Genomic DNA, 25,295 nt, shown 5'->3' on the forward strand with positions numbered 1-25,295 from the left:
TCCTGGTTCAATCTTGGGGTTCAGCCGCCAGTGGTTCACTGGGCGGCGTAGGGGTTTTGCATCAGGATGGTGTGATCCCGGTCGGGGCTGGTCGAAACCATGGCGATGGGCACGCCCGTCACTTCCTCGATGCGCTCCAGATAGCGGCGGGCATTGGCCGGCAGCTTGTCGTAGTCGGTCACGCCCACGGTGGAATCGGTCCAGCCGGGGATGGACTCATAGATGGGCTTGCAGCGGGCGATCTCGTCGGCGCCCATGGGCAGCAGGTCGATCTTCTCGCCATCGAGCTCGTAGCCCACGCACAGCAGCAGTTCCTGCAGGCCGTCGAGCACGTCGAGCTTGGTGATGCACAGGCCCGACAGGCCGTTGACCTGGGCGCTGCGCTTGAGCAGCGCGGCGTCGAACCAGCCGCAGCGGCGCGAGCGGCCGGTGGTCACGCCCTTTTCGGCGCCCACGGTGCTCATGTGCCAGCCCGGCGTGCCTTCCTTTTCCCAATCCAGTTCGGTGGGGAAAGGACCGCCGCCCACGCGGGTGCAGTAGGCCTTGGTGATGCCCAGGATGTAGTGCAGCATGCCGGGGCCCACGCCCGAGCCTGCAGCCGCATTGCCGGCGACGCAGTTGGACGAGGTGACATAGGGATAGGTGCCGTGGTCCACGTCCAGCAGCGTGCCCTGCGCGCCTTCGAACAGCAGGTTGGCGCCTTCGGCGTGCGCGGCGTTCAGCTCGCGCGAGACATCGGCCATCATGGGCTTGAGCAGCTCGGCATGGCGCATGGCCTCTTCGTACACCGCGTCGAATTGCACTTCGCCATCCTTGATGTACGGCTTGAGCGCGTCACCGAAGGTGAAGTTCTTCGAACCCAGCACGTTGACCAGGATGTGGTTGTGCAGGGCCAGCAGTTCGCGCAGCTTGGTGGCGAAGCGCTCGGGGTACTTGAGGTCCTGCACGCGCAGTGCGCGGCGGGCAATCTTGTCTTCGTAGGCGGGGCCGATGCCACGGCCGGTGGTGCCGATCTTCTCGGTGCCGCCCTGCTCGCGCGCAGCTTCGCGCGCCACGTCCAGCGCCGAGTGGAAAGGCAGGATCAGCGGGCAGGCTTCGGACACGCGCAGACGGTCACGCACCTGCACGCCGGCCTTCTCCAGGCCTTCGATTTCCTCGAACAGCTTGGCGGCAGAGAGCACCACGCCGTTGCCGATATAGCACTTCACGCCGGGGCGCATGATGCCGCTGGGGATCAGGTGCAGTGCGGTCTTCACGCCGTTGATGACCAGCGTGTGGCCAGCGTTGTGGCCACCCTGGAAGCGGACCACGCCCTGGGCGCTTTCGGTCAGCCAGTCCACCAGCTTGCCCTTGCCTTCGTCACCCCACTGGGTGCCGACCACGACCACGTTGCGACCTTTGGTAGCTTTCATATTCAAATCCGATGAAATCCGAAGAAATTGACAAATGCGTCAGATGGCTTGCACGGCCCACTGCCCGGCAACCTGCACGAGCTCGCGGTCGCAGTGGAATTCGTCCACTTCGCTTTCATGCCCTGGCAGCACGCAGACCACGGTCTCGCCCTGCCGGCGCAATGCAGCAATGGCAGCCGCAACCTGGGGATCGTCGCCCCAGGGCGCGCGGATGGCAGCCTTGAGCGGGCGCTCGGGCACGACGGCGACGAGCTGCTTGATGTCCAGGCTGAAGCCGGCGGCGGGCCGGTTGCGGCCAAAGACCGCACCCACCTCGTCATAGCGGCCGCCGCGCACCAGCGCATCGCTGGCACCCGGCACATAGATGGCGAAGCGCGTGCCGCTGTAGTAGGCATAGCCGCGCAGATCGGCCAGATCGAAGCTCACGCTCACGCCCTCCAGGCGCTGCGCCAGCCAGCGCAGCTGGTCCAGCAGAGGCTGCACGCCTGCGGTGCGGGCCAGCAGCTTCTCGGCGCGGTCCAGCACCTCGATGCCGCCATACAGCTGCAGCAAGGCCATCAGTCCCTCGCGCGAGGCGGCAGGGAAGTCGCGCGTGAGGCGCTCGAGCTCGCTCGCATCCTTGGCGGCCAGCGCAGCGTGCACGCCGCGCAGCACCTGCATGTCCACCATCACGCCAGCCAGCAGGCTGCGCACGATGCGCACATCGGCCAGATCGACATTGATGTTGGTGACGCCTGCGCTGCGCAGGCAGTCCAGCGCCAGGTGCAGAGCCTCCAGGTCGGCTTCCATGCCCTGGTGGCCGTAGATCTCGGCACCGAACTGCAGCGGCTCGCGCGTGGCGCGGGGGCGGTCAGGGCGGGCATGGACGACGGGGCCGCAGTAGCACAGGCGCGTGAGGCCCTTGCGGTTGAGAAGATGGGCGTCGATGCGGGCCACCTGCTGCGTGGTGTCTGCACGCAGACCCATGGTGCGGCCTGTCAGCTGGTCGATGAGCTTGCAGGTCTGCAGGTCCAGCGCCTCCCCTGTGCCGGTGAGCAGGGATTCGAGGTACTCCAGCATGGGCGGCATGACCAGTTCATAGCCATAGCCACGCGCTGTATCGAGCAGGCCTCGACGCAATTCTTCGATGTGCCGGGCCTCGGAAGGCAAGACATCGGCGATGTGATCCGGCAGGACCCAAGCAGACATGGAAAAGGGGGAGGCTGTTAAAAACGTGATTCTACCGGCTGTTGCGGGCCAGCCCAAATTGGGGGTGACCCAAGGCCCACGGCGGGTGTTCGGTATTCCGAATCGATTCGGTGCACGGGCGACAGCGGCGGCGCAAGAAAAAACGGCGCCCCAACAGGGGCGCCGTGCAGGGGCCGGGCGGCGTTGCCGCTCAGGCGCGCTTATTTTCCAGAGCTTCCACCACTGCGGTAGGCCTTGAAGAAATCGGTCTGCGAAGGATCGAGCACGAGCACATCGCTCTTCTTGGCAAAGCTGGCCTTGTAGGCCTCCAGGCTGCGGTAGAACTGCGCAAACTGCGGGTCCTTGCCAAAGGCCTCGGCGTAGGTCCGGGCGGCCTCGGCATCGCCCTCGCCCTTGATCTTCTGGGCATCACGGTAGGCATTGGCGATGGTGATCTCGCGCTGGCGATCGGCCTCGGCGCGGATCTTCTCGCCTTCGGCGGCGCCGGTGGAGCGCAGCTCGTTGGCCACGCGCTTGCGCTCGGCTTCCATGCGGCGGTAGACCGATTCCGTGATCGTCTCGGCATAGTCCACGCGCGTGATGCGCACATCGACCACGTCCACGCCCCAGGGCTTGGCGCCGCGCACGGTCTCCAGCACTTCGCGCTTGACGTCGTTCATCAGCGCATCGCGCTTGCTGGACAGCAGTTCGCGCACGGTGCGGCGGTTGATTTCCTCCTGGAAGGCATTGCGCACCACGCGGTTGAGCTGCATGGCGCCGGCCGACTCGTCCAGGCCCACATTGCGGATGTACTCCGACGGATCGGAGATGCGCCAGCGCACGTACCAGTCGATGACCACGCGCTGCTTTTCGGCAGTGAGCATGGGCTCGGTGTCGGTGCTGTCCAGCGTGAGCAGGCGCTTGTCGATGTAGCGCACGTTCTGGAACGGCGGCGGCATCTTGATGTTCAGGCCCGGCTCGGTGATCACTTCCTTGATCTGACCCAGGGCATAGACCACGCCGAACTGGCGCTGATCGACGACGAACAGCATGGAGCTGAGCAGCGCGAGCGCCAGAAGAATGCTGGTGATGAAAAATCCAACTCGGTTCACTTGGGCTGCTCCTCAGCGTGCTTCGCGGTCACGGCTGCGACTGCTGTCGCGGCTGCGCGCATCGTTCGAAAGGCCGGGAATGGCGGCAGGCGCAGGCGCCTGGGTGCTGGGGGCCGCCGAGCTGTCGGCTGCCGGCACATTGCCGCTCACGCCTTGCATGATCTTGTCCAGCGGCAGGTACAGCAGGTTGGAGCCCTGGCGCGATTCCACCAGCACCTTGGTCACGTTGCCGTAGATCTGCTGCATGGTTTCCAGGTACATGCGGTCGCGCGTGACCTGGGGAGCCTTCTGGTACTCGGTGAACACCGAGCTGAAGCGCTGCGCATCACCCTGGGCCTGGGCCACGATGCGGGCCTTGTAGCCGTTGGACTCTTCCAGCAGGCGCGCTGCCGAGCCGGCTGCGCGCGGCACCACGTCGTTGGCGTAGGCCTGCGCTTCGTTCTTGGCACGCTCACGCTCCTGGCCGGCACGCAGCACGTCGTCGAAGGCCGCCTGGACCTGCTCGGGCGGACGCACGCCGCCTTGCTGCAGGTTGATGCCCACGACTTCCACGCCCACCTTGTAGCGGTCCAAGATGGTCTGCATCAGGTCGCGCACGCGCGGGGCGATCTGGTCGCGCTCCTCGGCCAGCGCCGTGTCCATCTTCATCTTGCCGACGACTTCGCGCACGGCAGTCTCTGCGGCCTGGACCACGGCCTCGGACGGGTTCTTGCTCTCGAAGAGCCAGGCGCGCGCGTCGCTCAGGCGGTACTGGACGGCGAACTTGATCTCGACGATGTTCTCGTCCTCGGTGAGCATGGCCGACTCGCGCAGGCCCGTGCTCTTGATGATGGTGTCGCGCCCCACGTCGGCCGAGCGGATCTGCGTCACGAAGACCAGTTCATGGCGCTGGATCGGGTACGGCAGCCGCCAGTTGATGCCGGCGCCCACCGTGCTCTTGTACTTGCCGAACTGGGTGATGACGGCCTGCTGGCCTTCCTGGACGATGAAGATGCCCGTGCCCATCCAGATGATGAAGGCAATGCCGGCGATCAGGCCCACGCCCATGCCGGCGCTGCGCATGTCCGGCGGCTGGCTGCCGCCGCCATTGCGGATGGGCGGCTGGCCACGGCCGCCGCCCGGCTTGCCGCCGAACAGGCCCGAGAGCTTGCGGTTGAGGTCGCGCCACAGCTCATCCAGATCAGGCGGCTGGCCGCCGCCCGACGAGGGGCGGTTGTCACGGCTGTCGCGGTTGTCGCGTGCAGGTTCCGCAGGCGGGGGCGGCGGCGCGGGACGGTCGGCATCGGGGCGCGAAGCATCGTCGTTCTTGTCGTCGCCACGTCCCCATCGCGGATCATTCAGGTTGAACATCCCGCGAAGGCGCTGCGGCAGCATCGCCCAGCGATGGGCGCGTTGTGAAAGATTCATGCGAGAAGTCTCGGTTTCTTCGGTAAAGACAGGGACCCAATCGGCATTTTGCCCAATCAGGGCGCTAGCCCCTAGTATTCGGCGTCCTGCCCAGGGGGCATCGCGCCATCCACCTCCTCCTGATCCCGCTCATCACCACCGTGCGCTTCGGCGTGTTCCGCCTCCGCGCGCAGCGCATGCTCGGCCAGCAACTGCCGCAGCTGCGGCAGCCCCTCGCCGGAGCGGGCGCTGACGAACACCCGTGAAACAGGCAGCCCGTCAAGCTCGTACTGGTCCTGCAACTGCGCTGGAAGCCGCTCCGGATCGACGGCGTCCAATTTGTTGAAAACCAGTACCAGAGGCACCTCCTGGGCACCGATTTCCTTCAGAACTTTCTGGACTTGTTGGATTTGCTCTGGGAAATTCGGATTGGAGGCGTCGACCACATGCAGCAGAAGATCGGCATCGATCGCCTCCTGCAACGTGGCCTGGAATGCATCGACCAGGCCGTGCGGCAGGTCGCGGATGAACCCCACGGTATCCGACAGGGACACCGATTGCTGGGCTTCATTCAGGTACAGCTGGCGCGTGGTCGTGTCCAGCGTGGCGAACAGCTGGTCGGCCGCATAGGCGCGCGCCTTGACCAGCGCATTGAACAGCGTGGACTTGCCGGCGTTGGTGTAGCCAACCAGAGAGATATTGAAGATGCCATGGCGCTCGCGCCGCCGACGCTGCGTGGCGCGCTGCTTCTTGACCTTCTGCAGCCGCTCCTTGGTGCGCTTGATCGACTCGTCGATCATGCGGCGGTCCAGCTCGATCTGCTTTTCGCCAGGGCCGCCACGGCCGCCGATGCCGCCCATCTGCCGCTCCAGGTGGGTCCAGCGCCGCACGAGGCGCGTGGCCACGTATTGCAGGCGCGCCAGCTCCACCTGCAGCTTGCCTTCATGGCTGCGCGCGCGCTGGGCGAAGATCTCCAGGATCAACAGGGTGCGGTCGTTGACCGGCATCTGCAGATGGCGTTCCAGATTGCGCTGCTGGGCCGGGCTCAGGGCCTGGTCGAACAGCACTTCCTGGGCACCGTGCATCTGGGCGAGCATGCGGATTTCGTCGGCCTTGCCACTGCCCACGAACAGCGCCGCATCGGGCACCTTGCGCTTGCAGGTCAGGCGTGCGACGGGGCGCAGGCCGGCCGTGCCGGCCAGCAGGCCAAGCTCTTCCAACTCGCCATCGAAATGGGGAAAGCCGAAATCCACGCCCACCAGCAGCACTGGCGTTGGCGTGGACCGGTCAAAAGATTCAGAACTCAAGAAAAACCTCTCCCGAAGGGTGAGGAAGCTCCCCGGCGGTGCGGGGAGGCATCAGGGCGCCGCGAGCTCAAGCGCTGGCGTCGCTGCCGGCAGCTTCGGCCGTGGAGAAGTTCACGGCGCGGCCGGGAACAATGGTGGAGATGGCGTGCTTGTAAACCATCTGCGTGACGGTGTTGCGAAGCAGAACCACGTACTGGTCGAAGGATTCGATCTGGCCTTGCAGCTTGATGCCGTTGACGAGGTAGATGGACACCGGAACATGTTCGCGGCGAAGCGCGTTCAGGAACGGGTCTTGGAGGAGTTGGCCTTTGTTGCTCACGATATTCTCCGTGTTCGAAGAGTGTTGTTGTAAACCGACACCTTACCACAGTGCTTTGGGGCCCTTGTTCGCACAAGGGTTTTCCCGAAATCCCGCAGCTTGTTACTTGTCCTTGTCGGCAAAAGGATTATGAGAGGTTTTCAACTCGATCCGCAACGGCGTGCCAACCAAATTGAATTCCTTGCGGAATCGCCCTTCGAGGAAGCGCTTGTAGGCCTCCGTCACATGCTCTAGCGAATTGCCGTGTATGACGATGACCGGAGGGTTCATGCCACCCTGGTGCGCATAGCGCATCTTGGGGCGGTAGATGCCCGTCTTCTTGGGCGTCTGGAACTGTACGGCCTCCATCAGCAGGCGCGTGAGCACCGGCGTGGGCATCTTGCAGGTGGCAGCCTTGTGCGCCTGGATGATGGAGTTCCACAGCGGACCCAGGCCCTGGCGCTTTTCCGCCGAGATGAAATGCATGGGAGCGAACTTGAGGAAGGACAGGCGCGTCTCGATCGAGCGCTCCAGCATCTGGCGCTGGTAGTCGTCCACCGCATCCCATTTGTTCACGGCCAGCACCACGGCACGGCCGCTTTCCAGCACGTACCCGGCAATGTGCGCATCCTGGTCGGTCACGCCCTGCGTGGCATCGATGAGCAGCAGCACGACGTTGGCGCTTTCGATGGCCTGCAGCGTCTTGACCACGGAGAACTTCTCGATGGCCTCGAACACCCGGCCCTTGCGGCGCAGGCCTGCCGTGTCGATCAGCTCGAACTTCTGGCCGGCGCGCTCGAAGGGCACCGAGATGGCGTCGCGCGTGGTGCCCGGCATGTCGAAGGCGACCAGCCGCTCCTCACCCAGCCAGGTGTTGATCAGCGTGGATTTGCCGACATTGGGGCGCCCTGCCACGGTGAGGCGGATGGGCTTTTGGGCCACATCGTCGAAGGGGTCGTCTTCCTCGGGCTCGGGCAGGTTGAGCTGGCCCAGGGCCAGGTCGAGCAGGTCGCGCACGCCCTGCCCGTGTGCTGCGGAAACCGGCAGCACATCGCCCAGGCCCAGTTCGTAGAACTCGGTCAGCTGCACGCCTTCCTTCATGCCCTCGGCCTTGTTGGCCACGAGCACGCAGGGCTTGCCCAGCCGGCGCAGGTACTTGGCGATGTCGTGGTCCTGGGCGGACATGCCCAGGCGCGCATCGACAACGAAGACCACGACGTCAGCCTCGGCAACAGCCTGCTGCGTCTGGCGCGCCATCTCCTTGAAGATGCCGCTGGATGCATCTGGCTCAAAACCGCCGGTATCGATCACGATGTACTCGTGCTTACCCTGGCGGCCCTGTCCATAGTGGCGGTCACGCGTGAGGCCCGCGAAATCCGCGACGATTGCATCCCTCGACTTGGTCAGCCGATTGAACAGCGTCGATTTGCCCACATTGGGTCGCCCTACCAGGGCAATAACTGGCTTCATTCCCGAAAATACCTATCAATCCGGCCTGAAGCCGTACACAGTTCCGCTGCGGCTTACCACCACCAGCGTATTGGCAGCCGATACCGGGGGCGAGGCCACGCCGGAGTCGTCCGTCTTCAATCGTGCCAGCGCCTGTCCGTCCGTCTTGGACAGCAGGTGCACCACACCATAGTCATCACCAAACACCACCGAGCGGCCCAGCATCAACGGCGCCGTCAGGCGGCGGTGCTGCAGCTGGTCGATGGACCACACGCGCGAGCCGTCGCCGCGGCGCCAGGCCTGGACGGTGCCATTGCTCTCGGCGCCGAACACGGAATCACCATCGCCGTCGATGCCATCGGCACCCTTGGACGGCTGGGTCCAGCGCACCGATGCGTTTTGCGTATCCACACAGCCCACGGCAGCCTGGAAGGCACGCGCGCAGACGCTGTCACCGACACGGCTGACGCGGCCCACGAGGTCCACCAGGCGCTCCACGTCATTGGTGCCGCGCGGGCTGGCCAGCGGGGCCTCCCAGCGTACGGCGCCGGTGTCGGGATCGATACCCACCATGCGGCCCGACAGGCCGGCCACCAACGTGTTGCCCACGGCGATCAGCACACCGGGCTGGCGCAGCACCAGGGGCTCACCCGGGCGCTGCGCGGTCCACAGCTTGCGGCCGTTGGCGGCATCGAAAGCGGCCAGCGAGCGGTCGGCTGCCAGCACGAAGACGCGGCCTCCCGCGACCAGCGGCGGCGTGTAGGCGGCTGCGGGCAGCGGCTGCTTCCACAGCTGCTTGCCTTGCGAGTAGACGATGACCTGGTTGCTGCGCGTGAGCACGGCCTGGCGCTCGGCGTCACCGCCCACGCCCGCGGTCAGCGGCTCGCCCACGGTGAAGCGCGACAGCTGGCTGCCGTTGCGTGCATCGAGGGCCGTGACGCTGCCGTCCTTGGCAGCGATCAGCAGCGTGTCGCCCTGCACATGGATGTCGGTGGCCAGCGGCACTTCGGCGCCGAGCTTGGCGGTCCAGGCCTGGTGCACGGCCAGCAGGCCGGGGTTGGCACCCAGCTCCTGGGGCTTGGGCTTGGTGTCGCTGCTGAACCACGAGGACACGGTGGAGCAGCCGCCCAGGGCACCGGCCAGCAGGCCCAGAGCCATCCAGCGCGCAACGCCGCGCGGGCGCGAAATCGCCATCAATTGATCAGCCGAGGTTTTCAAGGTTGCTTCTCCGAAGTCGACGTCTTGGCCTGTGCCAGCACGGTGGGTTCAGCACCCAGCGCATTGAGCTTGAACTCGATCAGACGGCCATAGTCCACGCCCTTGTCCAGGGCGGCATGGGCGCGCTGGTAGGCGTCAATGGCTTCGGCCTGCTTGCCCTGGGCCGCGAGAATGTCGCCACGGCGATCGGCCACGATGCCGGCGAAGGACTCGGGCATGCTGCCTTCCAGCGCCTTGAGGGCTTCGTCGTATTGCTTTTGCTGCTCCAGCACGGCGCTCAGGCGCAGCTTGGCCAGGGCCTTGTAGCCTTCGTCGCCCTTGTCGGCCACCCAGCTCAGGGCTGCCTTGGCGTCATCGAGCTTGCCTTCGTCCACTGCAGCCTTGGCCAGCAGCAGGCCGGCCTGGGCCGCCTGCGTGGTGCCTGCGTACTTGTCCTTGAGATCGGCGAAGGCCTGGCCGGCGCGCGCCGCGTCCTTGCCAGCCAGCGCCACGTCAACGGCATGCGCCAGAGCGGCAGCCTGCGTGGCCTGGCGCTTTTCCCAGTACTGGTAGCCATTCCAGCCGGCAAAGCCGACGAAGATGACCACGAGCACGCCGGTGATCAACGTGCCCCAGGTATTCCAGAAATGCTTGAGCTGCTCTATCTGCTCTTGTTCTTCGAGATCGAAATGGTTTGCCATGGATCGCCTGTGTCGCTTTATGTATGGAGGTCGCCGCTGGAGCGGTCGCTTGAAAAGCTGCGGATGCTGGTCAAACCGCCGATTGTAGGGTGGCAGCCCATTGGGCCGCATCAGCCAGGGCTTGCTGAACCTGCTGGCCCGCGCCGTCGCGCAGCGACTTGACGGTGACCAGGCCCTGCTGCAGCTCATCGGAGCCGAAGATCAGCGCGAAATGTGCGCCGCTGGCATCGGCCTTCTTGAACTGCGACTTCATGCTGCCCATGCCTTCGGCGCTGGCCGCATGCATCTGCACGCGCACACCGGCCTCGCGCAGCTGCTGCAGGGTGCGCAGCGCCACGGGCATGGCCGCCACATCGGGGACGATGGCGTAGGCATGCAGCGTGGGCGCGGGAATGTCGGTGCCGAGCTCCTTGACGAGTTCCAGCACACGCTCCACACCCAATGCCCAGCCCACGGCAGGCGCGCTCTTGCCGCCCACCTGTTCGATCAGGTAGTCGTAGCGGCCGCCCGCGCAGATGGTGCCCTGCGAGCCCAGCATGTCGGTGATGAACTCGAACACCGTCAGGTTGTAGTAGTCCAGGCCGCGCACCAGGCGCGGGTTCACGGTCCAGGGCACGCCGTTGGCGTCCAGGATGGCCTTGAGCCCGTCGAAGTGGGCCAGCGAGCCCTCGCCCAGGAAGTCCAGCAGGCGCGGCGCGCCGTTGACCATTTCCTGCATGGCGGGGTTCTTGGTGTCCAGCACGCGCAGCGGGTTGCTGTACATGCGGCGCTTGGCCTCTTCGTCCATCACGTCCTGGTGCTGCTCCAGGTAGGCGATCAGTGCCTGGCGGTGTGCCTGGCGCTCCTCGGGCTGGCCCAGGCTGTTGATTTCCAGGCGCCACTGGGTCAGGCCCAGCTGCTTCCACAGGGAAACGGCCAGCATGATGAGTTCGGCATCGACATCGGGGCCGGCAAAGCCCAGGGCCTCGGCGCCGATCTGGTGGAACTGGCGGTAACGGCCGCGCTGCGGGCGCTCATGGCGGAACATGGGGCCCATGTACCACATGCGCTTGCCGCCGTCGTACAGCAGGTTGTTTTCGATGGTGGCGCGCACCAGGCTGGCCGTGCCTTCGGGGCGCAGCGTCAGGCGCTCGCCGTTGAGCTTGTCCTCGAAGGAGTACATCTCCTTTTCGACAATGTCCGTCACCTCGCCGATGCCACGAACGAACAGCTGCGTATGCTCGACGATGGGCGTACGCACATTGCGGTAGGCAAAGCGCGCCATCAATTCACGCACCTGCGCTTCCAGCCATTCCCAGCGAGCGGACTCGGCGGGAAGAATGTCGTTCATGCCTTTGACGGCGGAAAGTTTTTCGGGTTTGGCCACGTTGTTCTCGTTCGATGAATGCTCGGAAACAGGCGCTGACCCCGCTTTTTTCGCCCCATGCTCTCAACGCCTGTTTCGCGTGAGAGCCAATGAGGCAAAGCGTGGTGCGCTATCTATTTTGCAATAACTGCAATGCTCGATGCAGCCGATCAGGCGGGTGCAGCGGCGGTGGCGCCATAGGTGCGCGCCACATAATTTTCGACCAGTGCCTGGAATTCCTCGGCAATCCGCTCGCCGCGCAGCGTGAGCGCCTTTTCCCCGTCGATGTAGACGGGGGCGGCGGGCGCCTCGCCCGTGCCGGGAAGGCTGATGCCGATGTTGGCATGCTTGCTCTCGCCGGGGCCGTTGACGATGCAACCCATCACGGCCACCTTCATCGCCTCGACACCGGGATACTTCATGCGCCACAGCGGCATCTGGCCACGCAGATAGTCATCGATCTGCTTGGCCAGTTCCTGGAAGGTGGTGCTGGTGGTGCGGCCGCAGCCCGGGCAGGCCGTGACGCTGGGCACGAAGATGCGCAGGCCCAGGGCCTGCAGGATTTCGGAGGCGACCACCACTTCCTGCGTGCGCGCCTCACCGGGCTGGGGCGTGAGCGAGACACGGATGGTGTCGCCAATGCCTTCCTGCAGCAGCACGGACAGCGCGGCGGCCGAGGCCACCGTGCCCTTGGTGCCCATGCCGGCTTCGGTCAGGCCCAGGTGCAGCGCATAGTCGCAGCGCTGCGCAAGGGCCCGGTAGACCGAGATCAGGTCCTGCACGCCGCTGACCTTGCACGACAGGATGATGTTGTCGCCATTCAGCCCCATGGACTCGGCCAGGCGCGCGGAATCGACGGCCGAGGAAATCAGCGCCTCGAACATGACCTGGCGCGTGTCCCAGGGCTGGGCGCGGCGCGAGTTCTCGTCCATCAGCCGGGCCATCAGTTCCTGGTCCAGCGAGCCCCAGTTGACACCGATGCGCACGGCCTTGTCGTAGCGGGCCGCCGCCTCGATCATCTGGCCGAACTGCTTGTCCTTCTTGTCGCCCTTGCCCACGTTGCCGGGGTTGATGCGGTACTTGGACAGTGCCTCGGCGCAGGCCGGGTATTCGGTGAGCAGGCGGTGGCCGTTGTAGTGGAAGTCGCCCACCAGCGGCACGTACTCGCCCATGCGGTCCAGCTGCTCGCGGATGTAGGGCACGGCGGCGGCCGCCTCGGGCGTGTTGACGGTGATGCGCACCATCTCCGAGCCGGCCTGGGCCAGTTGGCGCACCTGGATGGCCGTCTCGACCGCGTCCACCGTATCGGTGTTGGTCATGGACTGCACGCGCACAGGCGCATCGCCACCCACGGTGACGACGTTGTTGCGCCAGACCACACGGGCCTGGCGGGACTTGCGCGGCAGCGGCGAGGCAATCGCTATCGGCTGCTGCGTGATGGGGAGATCTTGCACGGTCACTTCACCTCAAAGCGGGCCACATTGTCGCGGGTGGTCTTGGCGACTTCCAGCAATTCGCCACGCACACGCACCTCGGTGCCGCTGGCATTGCCGACGATGACCGACAGCGGCAGTGCGCCCTCGGCGCCAATGGATTCACCGGCCGCCAGCGTCTTTTGCAGCACCACGCGGCCGCTGGAATCCTTGACCTGCACCCACGATTGTGCGTTGGCCTTCATGACCAGCACGCCACCAGGCGTTTGCGCCGCAGTGGCTGCCGATGTCGCTGCGGCGCCATCGGCAGGCGCATTGGCGGCAGGGACTGTTGCAGCAGCAGGGGCGGCAGGCGCTGTTGTGGACGCAGGAGCCGGAACGGCTGCCGCTGCAGGCGCTGAAGTTGCCGGTACAGATGCAGATGCGGATGCGGGGGCAGATGCAGCCGGCACATCGGCCGGCGTCGTCGCCGCAGGCGCAACGGGCTCCTGGGCGGCCACGGGCTCGGACACAGTCCCTGCAGGCTGCACCAGGGCAGCGGCATCGGAAGCGCCGGCCTGCGGCTCTTCGGCGTCGCCTTCATGCTTGGGCAGGAAGTAGACGGCAGCGGCAGCGGCCAGCAGCAGCAGCACGATGATGGCCACCTTGCGCGAGCCGTTTTCACGTCCCAGCGATGTTCCGGTGGCCTTGAAGGAGCGCTCCTTGAACGTGGCGTTGATGCTGCCGCGATCATCGGCCAGGCTCTTGAGCTGGGTGCGCGGCAGCAGGGCCAGCACCGATGCAGAGTCCATGCGCAGCGTGCGGCAGACGCTTTGCGCCAGGGCCCGCATGAAGACATGGTCCTGGAATGCGGCGTAGTCATCCGCCTCCAGCGCCTCAAGCTTGGGGGCTGGCACCTTGAGTGCCGCCGCCAGCCCGGCCAGAGACAGACCCGCCGCCTCGCGCGCCTGGCGCAGCAGCGTGCCCGCCGTCATGGAAGTTTGTGCGTTCTCGCCTTGCGTACCTGCTTCGTCATGCACCGCCAACACCTCACTCATTGAATGCTCCACGCTCGTAGGCCAGCCATTGGCGGGACTCGGGGAAGCGCTGGTGCAGCTGGTCAGCCAGCTGCCGCATCGCTGCAGATTGCTGCAGCGCCCTCTCTATCTTGATCCCCAGCCACAGGCTTTCCGCATTGGACTGGGGACTGCTGTTCAGGCGCCGGATGTAGAACTGCGCCCTCTTGGCGTCGCCGCCCTGCAGCATCACGTTGCTCAGGTGGTAGGCGATCACCGGGTTGGCGGGATCGAGTTCATAGCCCTTGAGCAGCGCCTGCTGGGCCTCGACCAGCAGGCCGGCCTGCTGAAGGCACAGGCCCTTGGCCATCCAGGTCTTGGGGCGCTCCAGGTAGCCGGGCTGGGCCAGGGCCTTGTCCAGCCATTCCTGGGCTTGCGCGTATTGCTTGCGCTGGCACAGCAGCCAGCCGTAGTTGTGCTGCAGGTCGCCGTCCTGGGGACGCAGCGACATCGCCTTGCGCAGGCTGGCGTCGGCCTGGTCCCAGTCCTGGTTGCGCATGTAGATCAGGGCCAGCAGGCCGTAGCCGTCGGCGGAACTGGGGTCAGCGGCCAGCGCCTGGTTCACCTCTTCCAGGGCCACATCGATGCGGCCGGCCTGGAAATAGGAAGCCGCCAGCTCCAGGCGGATGCTTGCGCGGCGGCGGGGATCGGCCTCGGCGGCAGAAGCCATCGAGGCATTGGAGACGGAGGAAGCGTTGCCGGAGCCGGAATTCGTCGGGGGCACCAAAGGCTGCTTGCCTGCGCAGCCCGCCAAGAAAAGAACCAGCGCGGGCACTGCCCAGCGCATGCCTGTACCGATATCCCCCGTTCGCAGCCGCCGAGCCACTGACTTCATGAACTGTCCTTTGTTCCGTCGGGGCATGCCAGGCATGCCCCAGGTCTTCTCAAGGCACCTGCTTGAGAACAATGGTGCGCTGCCTGGCCATGCGCTCGGCAGCGCGCGTGCGGTCCTTGACATCGCCAGCCAGCTGTCCGCAGGCTGCGTCGATGTCGTCGCCACGTGTCTTGCGCACCGTGGTCACGATGCCGGCATTGCTCAGCAGGCTGGCGAACTCCGTCACCCGCGCTGCGGGTGAACGCAGCAGCCCCGAGGCCGGGAACGGATTGAACGGAATCAGGTTGAACTTGCACCAGCTGCGGCCATCGCCACGCGCGCGGACCAACTCTATCAGTTGGCGCGCATGCTCAGGCTGGTCATTGACGCCATCGAGCATGCAGTATTCGAACGTGATGAAGTCACGGGGCGCGAATTCCAGGTAGCGCTCGCAGGCATCGAGCAGCTCGTGGATGGGGTACTTGCGGTTCAACGGCACCAACGGGTCGCGCAGCTCGTCATTGGGCGCGTGCAGCGACACGGCCATGGCCACGGCGCAGTCCTGGGACAGCCGGTCGATCATCGGCACCACGCCCGAGGTGGACACGGTCACGCGGCGGCGCGAGAGGCCGTAGCCATGGTCATCGAGCATGGCGCGCAGCGCCGGCACCAGGGCCGTGTAGTTCTGCAGTGGCTCGCCCATGCCCATCATCACCACGTTGGAGATGACGCGCTCGCCGCCCGTGCCCAGGCGCTTGCGCAGCGCATGCTCGGCATACCACAGCTGGGCCAGGATCTCGCCCGTGCTGAGGTTGCGGCTGAAGCCCTGGTGACCCGTGGAGCAGAAGCGGCAGCCCACGGCGCAGCCCGCCTGGGACGACACGCACAGCGTGCCCCGGTCATCTTCGGGAATGAAAACGGCTTCGACGGCATCGCCGCCCCCCACGTCGAACAGCCACTTGACTGTTCCATCGGCAGACACGTGCTCGGTCAGAACCGGCAGGGCCGTGATGTGGGCACACGCCTTGAGCTTTTCGCGCAGGGACTTGGCCAGATCGCTCATCTGGTCGAAGTCGCTGGCGCCTCGCTGGTGGATCCAGCGGAACAGCTGCGTCGCGCGGAAACGCTTCTCGCCGAGTTGCTCGCAGTAAGCGGCAAGTCCGTCGAGATCAAAATCTAGCAAATTGGTATTCATGTCGGCAGGCCGGTGCCACGCCGCTCTCGGCTCTTCCGCGGCAGGCACGGCCTGCACCGGACAGACCATGACGGCCGCGGAAGACGCGGGGATTAGCGCGAGTAGACGTTCATGCCGGGGAAGAAGAAAGCCACTTCCACGGCTGCAGTTTCAGCGGCGTCAGAGCCGTGCACGGCGTTGGCGTCGATGCTGTCGGCGAAGTCGGCGCGGATCGTGCCCTTCTCAGCCTTCTTGGGGTCGGTGGCGCCCATCAGTTCGCGGTTCTTCAGGATGGCGTTCTCGCCTTCCAGAGCCTGGATCATCACGGGGCCGGAGACCATGAAGTCCACCAGGTCCTTGAAGAAAGGACGCTCCTTGTGGACGCCGTAGAACTGCTCGGCTTCGCCGCGCGACAGGTGCACCATCTTGGCAGCGATGACCTTCAGGCCAGCGCCTTCGAAGCGTGCGTAGATCTGGCCGATCACGTTCTTGGCAACGGCGTCGGGCTTGATGATGGAAAGAGTGCGTTCGATGGCCATTTGAATGGTTCCTAATCAGGGTTACTATGGATTTTTGTCAATTGGACAAAACCGTTGATTCTAGCTGTGCCATCAAAGTCCTTGATGACATGGTGCTGCCAAATGGCAGGCTTGCAGGGCGGGCCGATCGCCGCCGGATGAACCAGAAGGCGGACGGCCCGGCCGCCTTTCAGCGGCGTCCTCCCGGCTTGCGCTTGGCGTTCTGGCGTGCACGCGACAGGCTGTCGGAGCCGATGTAGCCCACCGATGTACGCATCGGATCGGGCTGCTGGCTGCCGCCGCCCTTGCCCCGTCCGCCTGCGCCGCCCTGCCCCTTGCCCTGTCCCTGGCCGCCGTCAGCCTTGCCACCCTTGGCGGCAGGCTTGGCACGCGGGCCGTCGAGCATGGCGTTGGGCGCCGGGCGATTGCCGTCGAAGTAGCGGCCGCCGCCTTCGCGGCGAACAGTATTGCGGTCGGCCGGGCCACCACGGCGGCCTCCGGCCGGTGGCTTGGGTGCAGCGGGCGCACGCGCCTGCATGCCGGCTGCCGAAGCCAGGGACTGGATATCGGCCTGGTCCAGCTCCACCCAGGCGCCGCGTTTGAGGCCGCGCGGCAGCACCATGGCGCCGTAGCGGATGCGGATCAGCCGGCTCACGGCATGGCCCACCGCCTCGAACATGCGGCGCACTTCGCGGTTGCGGCCTTCGGAAATGGTCACGCGGTACCAGCAGTTGGCGCCTTCACCACCGCCGTCCTCAATGGAGCCGAAGGCGGCCACGCCGTCTTCCAGCTGCACGCCGTCGGTCAGGCGCTGCTTTTCTTCCTTGCTGAGCGCTCCCAGCACGCGGGCTGCGTATTCGCGCTCCAGGCCGAAGCGCGGGTGCATCAGGGAGTTGGCCAGCTCGCCCGAGCTGGTGAACAGCAGCAGGCCTTCGGTGTTCAGGTCCAGGCGGCCCACCGATTGCCATTTGCCATGCTGCAGGCGAGGCAGCTTGCGGAACACCGTGGGACGGTTTTGCGGATCGTCATGCGTGACGACCTCGCCCACGGGCTTGTGATAGGCGATGACACGTGCCGGCGGCGGGTCGATGCGAAAGCGGATGGGCTGGCCATTGACCTTGATCTGGTCGCCGAACTGGATGCGCTGGCCCACGTGGGCAGGCTCGTTGTTGACCGAGATGCGGCCTTCAAGAATGAGCTGCTCCATTTCGAGTCGCGATCCCAGCCCGGCCTGGGCCAGCACCTTGTGCAGCTTGGGCGAATCGACCTGGGGCAGCAGCACGCGCTTGGCAGGCGCGGCATCGTCGCGTTCTTCGGCGGCGTCGAGTTCGCCCGAGATGACGTCCGCAAAACCGTAGCCTTCGACAGACCCTGAGTCGCTTGACTCTGATGCATCAGCCGTCACCAGCTCTTGCACGGTGTCTTCGGCATGCACCGCCTCGGCGGCCGGACGCGGCTTGCGCACAGGCTTGGCGCCGGGCCGCGCCCCGGCCTTGGGAGCGCGCGTGCGCGCAGGGCGGGCCTTGCGCTGCGCGCCGGCCTCATCGGACGCCGGCTGGGCGTCCTGGTCTTTGGAGATATCACTACCCGTCATGGCTTTCCTTCTTCGGCCTGCTTTGCAGTGCCGTCCGTATCCGTTGTATCCGCTGTATCCGTTGCGTCTGTTGCCTCTGCCGCATCCGACAGGTCTGCTGTATCTGCCTGAGCCGTATCTGCTGCCATTGCGGCATCTGCCCCGTCCGATTCCGTGGCATCTGTCTCGCCCTGGGGCTCTTCGGGCAAGGGAGCGTCACCGGCTGGCGCGGCCTCGTCCGCTGCCAATTCCTGCGCATCCGACTCTTCCAGCGCCTTGAACAGGCTTTGCTGGGATTCGGGCTCCTCGAGCATGGGCAACTGGTCCAGCGACTGCAGGCCCAGGTCGTCCAGAAACTGGCGCGTGGTGGCGAACAAAGAGGGCCGGCCCACGGTTTCCCTGTGGCCAATGACCTCGATCCATCCCCGGTCTTCCAGTTGCTTGATCAGCAGGCTGTTGACCGTCACGCCGCGTATGTCCTCGATGTCGCCGCGCGTCACTGGCTGGCGGTAGGCGATGATCGCCAGCGTCTCCAGGGTCGCGCGGGTGTAGCGTGGCGGCTTTTCGGGATGCAGCCGGTCCAGATAGACCCGCATCTCGGGCCGGCTCTGGAAGCGCCATCCAGACGCCACCTGCACCAGCTCCACGCCCTTTTGCGCCCAGTCTTTCTGCAGGTCCAGCAGCAGGTCCTTCAGCGTGTCGGAGCCCAGCACGTCATCGAACAGCGAGCGCAGCTCACGCAGCGTGACAGGCTGCGGCGCACAGATCAATGCAGTTTCCAGGACCCGCTTGGCATCTACCGTATTCATGGCTCAGCGTCTCGGGAACAAAGGCGCGCGTGCCACCAGAGGTGGCAGCCAGGGTGCGCCGAATCAAAGAAGAGGAAGCAAGCGCTCCACGGATGCCATGCGAGAGATGGTCAGAGGCTTTCGGCGGGATTGTAGCTCAGCCCCCAATTTTCCAGCGCCTGTGCCATATCGGGCGGCAGCGGAGCGCGCAGCATCAGGGCCTGGCCTGTCATGGGATGGGTGAAGGCCAGCCGGAAGGCGTGCAGCGCCTGGCGCGCCATGCCGCCAGCCTCCTTGCCGCCGTAGACGGCATCGGCCACCAGCGGGTGGCCCAGCGATGCCATATGCACGCGGATCTGGTGGGTGCGGCCCGTGTGCAGCGTGCAGCGCACCAGGCTGACTTCCTCGTTGCCGGCCAGCAGGTCGATGTCGGTGCGCGCGGTCTTGCCTGCATGCTGCGCCAGGTCGACCACGGCCATGCGCAGGCGGTTGCGCGGGTCGCGGCCGATGGGCGCATCGACCTCGCGGTGCTTGCGCGGGCCCCAGGCCTTGTGGGCCAGCGCCAGGTACTGGCGGCTGACATCGCGCGCGGCAATCATGGCCACCAGCGCGTCCATGGCGGCGCGGCTGCGCGCCACCACCATGAGCCCGCTGGTGTCCTTGTCCAGGCGGTGGACGATGCCGGCGCGCGGCACCTCCCGCGCCTTGGGGTCGCGTCCCAGCAGGCCGTTGAGCAGGGTTCCCGTCCAATTGCCCGGAGCCGGGTGCACGACCAGGCCAGCCGGCTTGTTGACGACCAGCAGGTGCTCGTCCTCATACACCACGTCCAGCGCCATGTCTTCGGGCTGGAAGGCCATGCTCTGCTGCGTGGGCCGCATCTCCAGCACCATCCGGTCGCCGGCGGCCACCTTGGTGGCCGGCTTGACCAGCACACGCCCATTGAGCGTGACCGCGCCCTGCGCCAGCAGTTGCTGCAGATAGCTGCGGGAGAACTCGGCCACGCATTCGGCCAGCACCTTGTCGGCGCGCAGGCCGTGCTGGGCCGGCGGCACGGTGATCTCGCGCAGCTCGGCTGCGGCGGCCTCGACCTCGCCGCCTTCGGCCTCGTCCTCGACCGGCTCCCACGGCGATTCGCCGGGCGCAGAAGAAACAAGCCCCTGCGGGGCAGGGGCTTGTCCGGTTTGCCTGGTGCTGCGGCTCATCAGCGCGAAGGCAGGTAGCGCGAAGGATCGACAGGCTTGCCCTGGCGACGCACCTCGAAGTGCAGCTTCACGCGGTCCGCGTCGGTGCTGCCCATCTCGGCGATCTTCTGGCCCTTGCGCACGGTCTGGTCTTCCTTGACCAGCAGCGTCTGGTTGTGCGCGTAGGCCGTGAGGTAGGTGTTGTTGTGCTTGAGGATGATCAGGTTGCCATAGCCACGCAGGCCGGCGCCGGCATAGACCACGCGGCCATCGGCAGCGGCCATCACGGGATCGCCGGCCTTGCCTGCGATGTCGTAACCCTTGTTGCGCGCCTCGTCAAAACCGGCGATCAGGCTGCCCGATGCAGGCCAGATGAAGTCCACATCGTCGGCGCCCTTGCCGGCTGCGGGTGCAGGGGCGGGTGCCGGGGTCGGTGCGGGTGCAGGCGTTGCCGTGGAGCCGCCCGACGATGCCACGGGCGGCAGCGGCGTTGCCACCACGGGCGAGCCGCTGGGCGTGGAGGAGGCAGTGGACGACGGGCGCGTGCCGACGCTGTCCGAGCTGGTCGGCGGGACGACGCGCACCACCTGACCGACTTCGATCAGGTTGGGGTTCTCCAGATTGTTCCAGCGCGCGATGTCCTTCCAGCTCTGGCCGGTTTCCAGGCCGATGCGGATCAGCGTGTCACCGGGCTTGATCGTGTAGTAGCCGGGCTTGCCGGCGTTTTCGACGCCGGGCAGCGGCTTGACGGCTGCCGATGGCGAGGAAGAGGTGGAGGAGGTGGTGGTCGTTCCACGGTCCTCCACGGGAGCCCTGTTCACTTGGGATGTGCAGCCTGCCAGAACCATGCCGGCCAGCACCACCGTTCCCCAAGCCCCAAGACTTCGCGATACCAACATAAGTTATTCCCTTCTAGGCGATGCCCGATTTTAGGGGGACAAAGTTCACGGCCTCCAAAATCGACTGCGTAAACCCGTGTGAACTCTTGTCAATCACCAGCAGTGCCTGCTTACCACCCGTAACCACCATGGGCGCGACAAGCCGCCCGCCCACGGCCAGCTGGTCGCACCAGGCCGAGGGCATGCTCTCGCCGCCAGCGGCCGAGATGATGCCCGCATACGGCGCGCCGCTGCCATAGCCTTCCATGCCATCTCCAAAGATCAGATGGACATTGGTCAGCCGCCAGGGCCGCAGGTTGCTGCGCGCTTTCTCGTGCAGGCCGCGCAGGCGCTCGATCGAATAGACCTCGCGTGCCACGCGCGCCAGCACCGCCGCCTGGTAGCCGCAGCCCGTGCCGATTTCCAGCACGCGGCCCAGGCCCGACTTCGCGGCTTCCGAGCCCAGCAGCAGCTCGGTCATGCGGGCGACCACGCTGGGCTTGGAGATCGTCTGGCCCAGGCCAATGGGCAGGCTGGTGTCTTCATAGGCCTGGTTGACCAGGGCGCTGTCCACAAAGCGGTGGCGCTCCACCGCTCCCATGGCGGCCAGCACGGCCGGCGACTGTATGCCGGTGGCAGCCAGCCGCTGCACCATGCGGGCGCGCACGGCGGCCGAGTCCAGGCCGATGCCCGAAGGCTGTTGCGGGGCACGGGCACCAGCCGGCGCCAGTGCAGAGCGCGCAGGCGCCGCGCGCGAGGCCGGCGCAGGGGTCTGCACCGAGCGCGCCACCCACGAGGGAACTCCGGGACGGCGCTCGCTCACGGTTGCACCGCCCCGCCCTGGGCTGCCTGCACGCCCTGGCCGGCCGACGCCAGCCTGGCCGCCGTCTGTGCCCAGTAGCCCAGGTTGTCGTGGTCGGTCAGGTCCACCTTCAGCGGCGTGACGGACACATGGCCGTGCGCCGTGGCGTGGAAGTCCGTGCCCTCCGAGTCATCCTTGGCCGCGCCTGCGCTGCCTATCCAGTACATCATTTCGCCGCGCGGGCTCTCCTGGGTGATGACGCGTTCGGCCGCATGGCGGCGGCCCAGCCGGCACAGCTTGAGGGGCTTGAGCGCGGACAAGGGCATGTTGGGAATGTTCACGTTGAGCAGCCAGGGCGACAGGCCGATCAGCTCCTGCGATTGCATGTCCATGACCAGCTGGCGCGCGGCGGCGGCGGCGGCCTCGATCTCGGACCAGCCCTTGTCCACCTGCGAGAAGGCAATGGAGGGAATGCCGAACAGAAAGCCCTCCATGGCGGCGCCCACGGTGCCGGAATAGATGGTGTCGTCGCCCATGTTGGCGCCGTTGTTGATGCCCGAGACCACCAGGTCGGGCCGGTAGCCCAGCAGGCCGGTCAGGGCGATGTGCACGCAGTCCGCAGGCGTGCCATTGACATAGCGAAAGCCGTTGTGGGCCTGGTGCACATACAGCGGCGCGTTCAGCGTCAGGGCGTTGGACTTGGCACTGTTGTTGTGCTCCGGTGCCACCACCTCGACGTCTGCCACCGTGCGCAGCGCCTCGTACAGGGCCTGGATGCCGGGCGCCTGGTAGCCGTCGTCGTTACAAATGAGAATCTTCATGGATACAGCAGGGATTGCGGGCGATTGTAGGCGGGCGTCTCGTCGCCCGAGGGACAGGAGGCATTCCCACCACACTCCTATCATCGGCCAGGCATTCAATCACAGGAGACAACCACCATGCACGCTTGGCTTTGCACCACGCCCACAGGCGTCGATCAACTGCAGTGGACGCAGCTGCCCACGCCCACGCCGGGCCCGGGGCAGGTACTGCTCGAAGTGAAGGCGGCCAGCCTGAACTTTCCCGATCTGCTGATCGTGCAGAACAAGTACCAGATGAAGCCTGAGCTGCCGTTCGTGCCGGGCTCGGAATACGCGGGCGTGGTCCAGGCCGTGGGTGAAGGCGTGAGCCACCTGGCCGTGGGCCAGCGCGTGGCCTGCCTGTCGGGCACGGGGGGCTTCGGCACCCATACGCTGGCGCCGGCCGCACTGTGCATGCCGCTGCCAGACGGTTTCAGCTTCGTCGATGCTGCGGCCTTCATCATGACCTATGCCACCTCGCACCATGCGCTGATCGACCGCGGCCAGTTGCGCGCGGGCGAGACCGTGCTGGTGCTGGGCGCGGCAGGCGGCGTGGGCACGGCCGCCATCCAGATCGCCAAGGCGGCGGGTGCGCGTGTGATCGCAGCGGCCTCCACCGACGAAAAGTGCGCGCTGTGCAAGGCACAGGGCGCCGACGCCACCATCAACTACAGCCAGGGCGATCTGCGCGCCGCCATCAAGGAGGCCACCGACGGCAAGGGCCCCGACGTGGTCTACGACCCCGTGGGCGGCGACTTCGCCGAGCCGGCCTTCCGCTCCATCGCCTGGCGCGGCCGTTATCTGATCGTGGGCTTTGCCGCTGGCCCGATTCCTGCCCTGCCGCTGAACCTGCCGCTGCTCAAGGGCGCATCGCTGGTGGGCGTCTTCTGGGGCGAGTTCTCCCGGCGCGAGCCCAAGGCCAATGCGGCCATGATGCAGGAGCTGGCGCAGTGGTACGGCCAGGGAAAGATCAAGCCCGTGATCGACCGCACCATGCCCATGGCCGAGCTGCACGCCGCCTATGCGCGCATGGGATCGCGCCAGGTGCAGGGCAAGCTGGTGATGGTCAACGAGCAGTGAACCGGGCGCCGGCCATGCCACACTGGAGGGCATTGCATTCTGAAACAACTGCCCACCCATGGCCGAGCGCTCCGCTTCCGAACTGGCACGCGAAACCCTGCGGCAACTAGCGCTGAACCGCCTGCCGCCCACCCCGGAAAACTACACCCGCCTCTATGAACAGGCGGCTGGCGAGCCCGGCCCCGCCAGCTTTCCCCAGGGCCCGCTGCGCCACGTCCACGCGCTGCTGCCTGCGCAGACGCCGGGGCAAAAGCGACTGCGCGACCAGTTGGGCGCCGCCATAGAGCGCAGCGACTGGCAAGGGCTGCAGCAGGTCATCACCGCCTATGCCAACGCGGCCCTGCAGCCGCCCGCCCATGAGGCCAGGCCCGTGGAGCTGCCCGTGCCGCCGCCCGTCCAGGCCCTGCCCGACGACCTGACCCAGCAGTTGGCGCGGCGCTTCGAGGCCTTGTCCACGCTGCTGGACACCCAGGACACCAAAACCGGGCAACTGCACCAGCAGCTGATGGAGCAGCTGCAATCGCCGCCCGTGGATGCCAAGGCCCTGGCGCGGCGCCTGCACGACCAGCACTACCAGCTGTCGTTCGCCATCGCCGACCAGCTTCAGGTCCTGCAGTTGATGCAGGAGTTGCTGCAGACCCTGGTGCAGCACCTGGCCCAGGACCCCACGCATGGCAGCTGGCTGGTGCAGCAGCTCACGGCCATCGAGCAGGCCATCACCCCGCCGCTGTCGCCCGCGCCTCTGGCCGATGCACGGCGCGAGCTGCAGACCGTGATCCACCGGCGCCTGCAGTTGCAGGACGGCATGGCCGCCGCGCAGCAGGCGCTCAGGGACATGCTGGGCGGCTTCGTGCAGCATCTGGCGCAGATCACGAGCAGCAACGAAACGCTGGGCGCCCGCATGGAAGAGGCGGCACGCCAGCTGGACGGCATCCAGCGCCTGGAAGATGCAGCCCCGCTGCTGCAGCAGGTGCTGGAGGCCACGCGCACCATGGCCGCCGGCAGCCGCGTGGCCCAGGAGGAGCTGCAGGCGCTGCGCGCCCATGTCGATGCCTGCGAGGCCCGCATCGAAACACTGCAGCAGGAGCTGGACGAGGCCGCGCGCCGCGCACGCCACGACCCGCTGACCGGCCAGCTCAACCGCCTGGGCGTGAGCGAGGCGCTGGACCGCGAGGTGGCACGCGCGCAGCGCCATGGCCAGCCACTGAGCGTTGCCCTGGTCGATATGGACGGCATGCAGGCCCTCAATGCCGAGCTGGGGCATGCCATGGGCGATGCCGCGCTGGTGCATGTGGCCCAGCTGGCGCGCCAAGGGCTGCGCCCGGAAGACGTGGTGGGCCGCTATGAAGGCCAGGCCTTCGTGCTGCTGCTGCCGCAGACCCCGGAGACGGCGGGCGCCCAGGCGCTGCAGCGCCTTCTGCAGTTGCTGGAGCAGGCGCCTTTGCCCGCATCTGCGCAGACCCCAGGCCAGCCCGCACCCCGGCCCCTGAGCTTCAGCGCGGGCGTGGCCCAGTTGCAAGGCCACGAAAACGGCATGGACGTGCTGCGCCGCGCCGACACCGCCATGCTGCAGGCCAAGGAGCGGGGCAAGCACTGCATTGCCACGGCATCAGGCGCACAATGGCAGCCAGTTGGAAATGCAGGCGCCGGCCTTTGATCCACCCAAGGCCACGCCCCGTCTTTCCCCGCTTTTTTGCGCCACCTGCCCCGAACCGCCATGCACCTGCCCTTCAGCGCCTCCGTCCCTGCACCGCGGCGCCAGTTTCTGGTCGGCTCGGGCCTGGCC

The 25,295-nt window shown here is 66.5% G+C and carries 23 protein-coding genes; 2 read left to right on the plus strand and 21 right to left on the minus strand.

The features are described from left to right. Positions 1-35: 35 nt before the first annotated feature. From JHD82_RS12820 to surE, 21 genes are all read right to left on the minus strand, one after another. Positions 36-1,412, minus strand: a complete 1,377-nt coding sequence (locus JHD82_RS12820; protein ID WP_012206808.1) for an adenylosuccinate synthase — start codon at positions 1,410-1,412, stop codon at positions 36-38. A gap of 39 nt (positions 1,413-1,451) precedes the next feature. After that, positions 1,452-2,600 (minus strand): ATP phosphoribosyltransferase regulatory subunit, encoded by a 1,149-nt coding sequence (locus JHD82_RS12825; protein WP_012206809.1) that lies wholly within the window; start codon positions 2,598-2,600, stop codon positions 1,452-1,454. A gap of 200 nt (positions 2,601-2,800) precedes the next feature. Further along, a complete protein-coding gene (gene hflC, locus JHD82_RS12830; protein WP_012206810.1) occupies positions 2,801-3,691 on the minus strand; it encodes a protease modulator HflC in 891 nt (296 codons plus the stop codon). A 12-nt stretch (positions 3,692-3,703) separates the two neighbouring features. Then, entirely contained in the window at positions 3,704-5,098 is a 1,395-nt protein-coding gene (hflK, locus tag JHD82_RS12835; protein ID WP_012206811.1) for an FtsH protease activity modulator HflK, read from the minus strand. A gap of 71 nt (positions 5,099-5,169) precedes the next feature. Beyond that, on the minus strand, positions 5,170-6,384 hold the full coding sequence (gene hflX, locus JHD82_RS12840; protein WP_012206812.1) for a GTPase HflX: 1,215 nt from the start codon (positions 6,382-6,384) through the stop codon (positions 5,170-5,172). 67 nt (positions 6,385-6,451) lie between these two features. Continuing rightward, the gene (gene hfq, locus JHD82_RS12845; protein WP_012206813.1) at positions 6,452-6,703 is read right to left on the minus strand and encodes an RNA chaperone Hfq; all 252 of its coding nucleotides are present in this window, start codon (positions 6,701-6,703) and stop codon (positions 6,452-6,454) included. Between the two features lie 102 nt (positions 6,704-6,805). Beyond that, positions 6,806-8,152 carry a ribosome biogenesis GTPase Der gene (gene der, locus JHD82_RS12850; RefSeq protein WP_012206814.1) on the minus strand — a complete coding sequence of 449 codons (1,347 nt, stop codon included), beginning with the start codon at positions 8,150-8,152 and terminating at the stop codon, positions 6,806-6,808. A 15-nt stretch (positions 8,153-8,167) separates the two neighbouring features. Further along, on the minus strand, positions 8,168-9,325 hold the full coding sequence (bamB, locus tag JHD82_RS12855; RefSeq protein ID WP_043782580.1) for an outer membrane protein assembly factor BamB: 1,158 nt from the start codon (positions 9,323-9,325) through the stop codon (positions 8,168-8,170). A gap of 20 nt (positions 9,326-9,345) precedes the next feature. After that, positions 9,346-10,029 carry a tetratricopeptide repeat protein gene (locus tag JHD82_RS12860; protein ID WP_012206816.1) on the minus strand — a complete coding sequence of 228 codons (684 nt, stop codon included), beginning with the start codon at positions 10,027-10,029 and terminating at the stop codon, positions 9,346-9,348. Positions 10,030-10,099: 70 nt separating this feature from the next. Beyond that, complete coding sequence (hisS, locus tag JHD82_RS12865) at positions 10,100-11,359, minus strand: histidine--tRNA ligase (RefSeq protein WP_212739077.1); 1,260 nt, start codon at positions 11,357-11,359, stop codon at positions 10,100-10,102. Between the two features lie 185 nt (positions 11,360-11,544). Next, positions 11,545-12,828 carry a flavodoxin-dependent (E)-4-hydroxy-3-methylbut-2-enyl-diphosphate synthase gene (gene ispG, locus JHD82_RS12870; RefSeq protein ID WP_012206818.1) on the minus strand — a complete coding sequence of 428 codons (1,284 nt, stop codon included), beginning with the start codon at positions 12,826-12,828 and terminating at the stop codon, positions 11,545-11,547. A 2-nt stretch (positions 12,829-12,830) separates the two neighbouring features. Further along, positions 12,831-13,844, minus strand: a complete 1,014-nt coding sequence (locus tag JHD82_RS12875; protein WP_199136822.1) for a RodZ domain-containing protein — start codon at positions 13,842-13,844, stop codon at positions 12,831-12,833. Continuing rightward, on the minus strand, positions 13,837-14,697 hold the full coding sequence (gene pilW / locus JHD82_RS12880; RefSeq protein ID WP_233174716.1) for a type IV pilus biogenesis/stability protein PilW: 861 nt from the start codon (positions 14,695-14,697) through the stop codon (positions 13,837-13,839). The genes JHD82_RS12875 and pilW overlap by 8 nt, the downstream gene beginning before the upstream one ends. Before the next feature lie 49 nt (positions 14,698-14,746). Next, entirely contained in the window at positions 14,747-15,871 is a 1,125-nt protein-coding gene (gene rlmN / locus JHD82_RS12885; RefSeq protein WP_034396288.1) for a 23S rRNA (adenine(2503)-C(2))-methyltransferase RlmN, read from the minus strand. 92 nt (positions 15,872-15,963) lie between these two features. Then, positions 15,964-16,389, minus strand: a complete 426-nt coding sequence (ndk, locus tag JHD82_RS12890) for a nucleoside-diphosphate kinase (RefSeq protein WP_012206822.1) — start codon at positions 16,387-16,389, stop codon at positions 15,964-15,966. Between the two features lie 169 nt (positions 16,390-16,558). Further along, complete coding sequence (locus JHD82_RS12895) at positions 16,559-17,962, minus strand: pseudouridine synthase (protein ID WP_065346017.1); 1,404 nt, start codon at positions 17,960-17,962, stop codon at positions 16,559-16,561. Next, positions 17,959-18,750 (minus strand): SMC-Scp complex subunit ScpB, encoded by a 792-nt coding sequence (gene scpB, locus JHD82_RS12900; RefSeq protein ID WP_199136826.1) that lies wholly within the window; start codon positions 18,748-18,750, stop codon positions 17,959-17,961. Before scpB ends, JHD82_RS12895 begins: the two co-directional genes overlap by 4 nt. Before the next feature lie 110 nt (positions 18,751-18,860). Further along, the gene (locus JHD82_RS12905) at positions 18,861-19,931 is read right to left on the minus strand and encodes an RluA family pseudouridine synthase (protein ID WP_199136828.1); all 1,071 of its coding nucleotides are present in this window, start codon (positions 19,929-19,931) and stop codon (positions 18,861-18,863) included. Further along, entirely contained in the window at positions 19,931-20,809 is an 879-nt protein-coding gene (locus tag JHD82_RS12910; RefSeq protein WP_012206826.1) for a peptidoglycan DD-metalloendopeptidase family protein, read from the minus strand. Before JHD82_RS12910 ends, JHD82_RS12905 begins: the two co-directional genes overlap by 1 nt. A 13-nt stretch (positions 20,810-20,822) precedes the next feature. After that, positions 20,823-21,611: a protein-L-isoaspartate(D-aspartate) O-methyltransferase gene (locus JHD82_RS12915; protein ID WP_199136830.1), complete on the minus strand. Its 789-nt coding sequence runs from the start codon at positions 21,609-21,611 to the stop codon at positions 20,823-20,825. Beyond that, a complete protein-coding gene (gene surE / locus JHD82_RS12920; protein ID WP_013801165.1) occupies positions 21,608-22,411 on the minus strand; it encodes a 5'/3'-nucleotidase SurE in 804 nt (267 codons plus the stop codon). The genes JHD82_RS12915 and surE overlap by 4 nt, the downstream gene beginning before the upstream one ends. 117 nt (positions 22,412-22,528) lie before the next feature. Between surE and JHD82_RS12925 the strand changes: the two genes are divergently transcribed. Then, positions 22,529-23,509, plus strand: coding sequence for an NADPH:quinone oxidoreductase family protein (locus tag JHD82_RS12925; RefSeq protein WP_012206829.1), 981 nt, complete (start codon positions 22,529-22,531; stop codon positions 23,507-23,509). Positions 23,510-23,567: 58 nt separating this feature from the next. Beyond that, on the plus strand, positions 23,568-25,166 hold the full coding sequence (locus tag JHD82_RS12930; protein ID WP_141834415.1) for a GGDEF domain-containing protein: 1,599 nt from the start codon (positions 23,568-23,570) through the stop codon (positions 25,164-25,166). Positions 25,167-25,295: the final 129 nt, after the last annotated feature.

Source organism: Delftia sp. ASV31, assembly GCF_016428765.1.
Taxonomy (GTDB): Bacteria; Pseudomonadota; Gammaproteobacteria; order Burkholderiales; family Burkholderiaceae_C; genus Comamonas; species Comamonas acidovorans.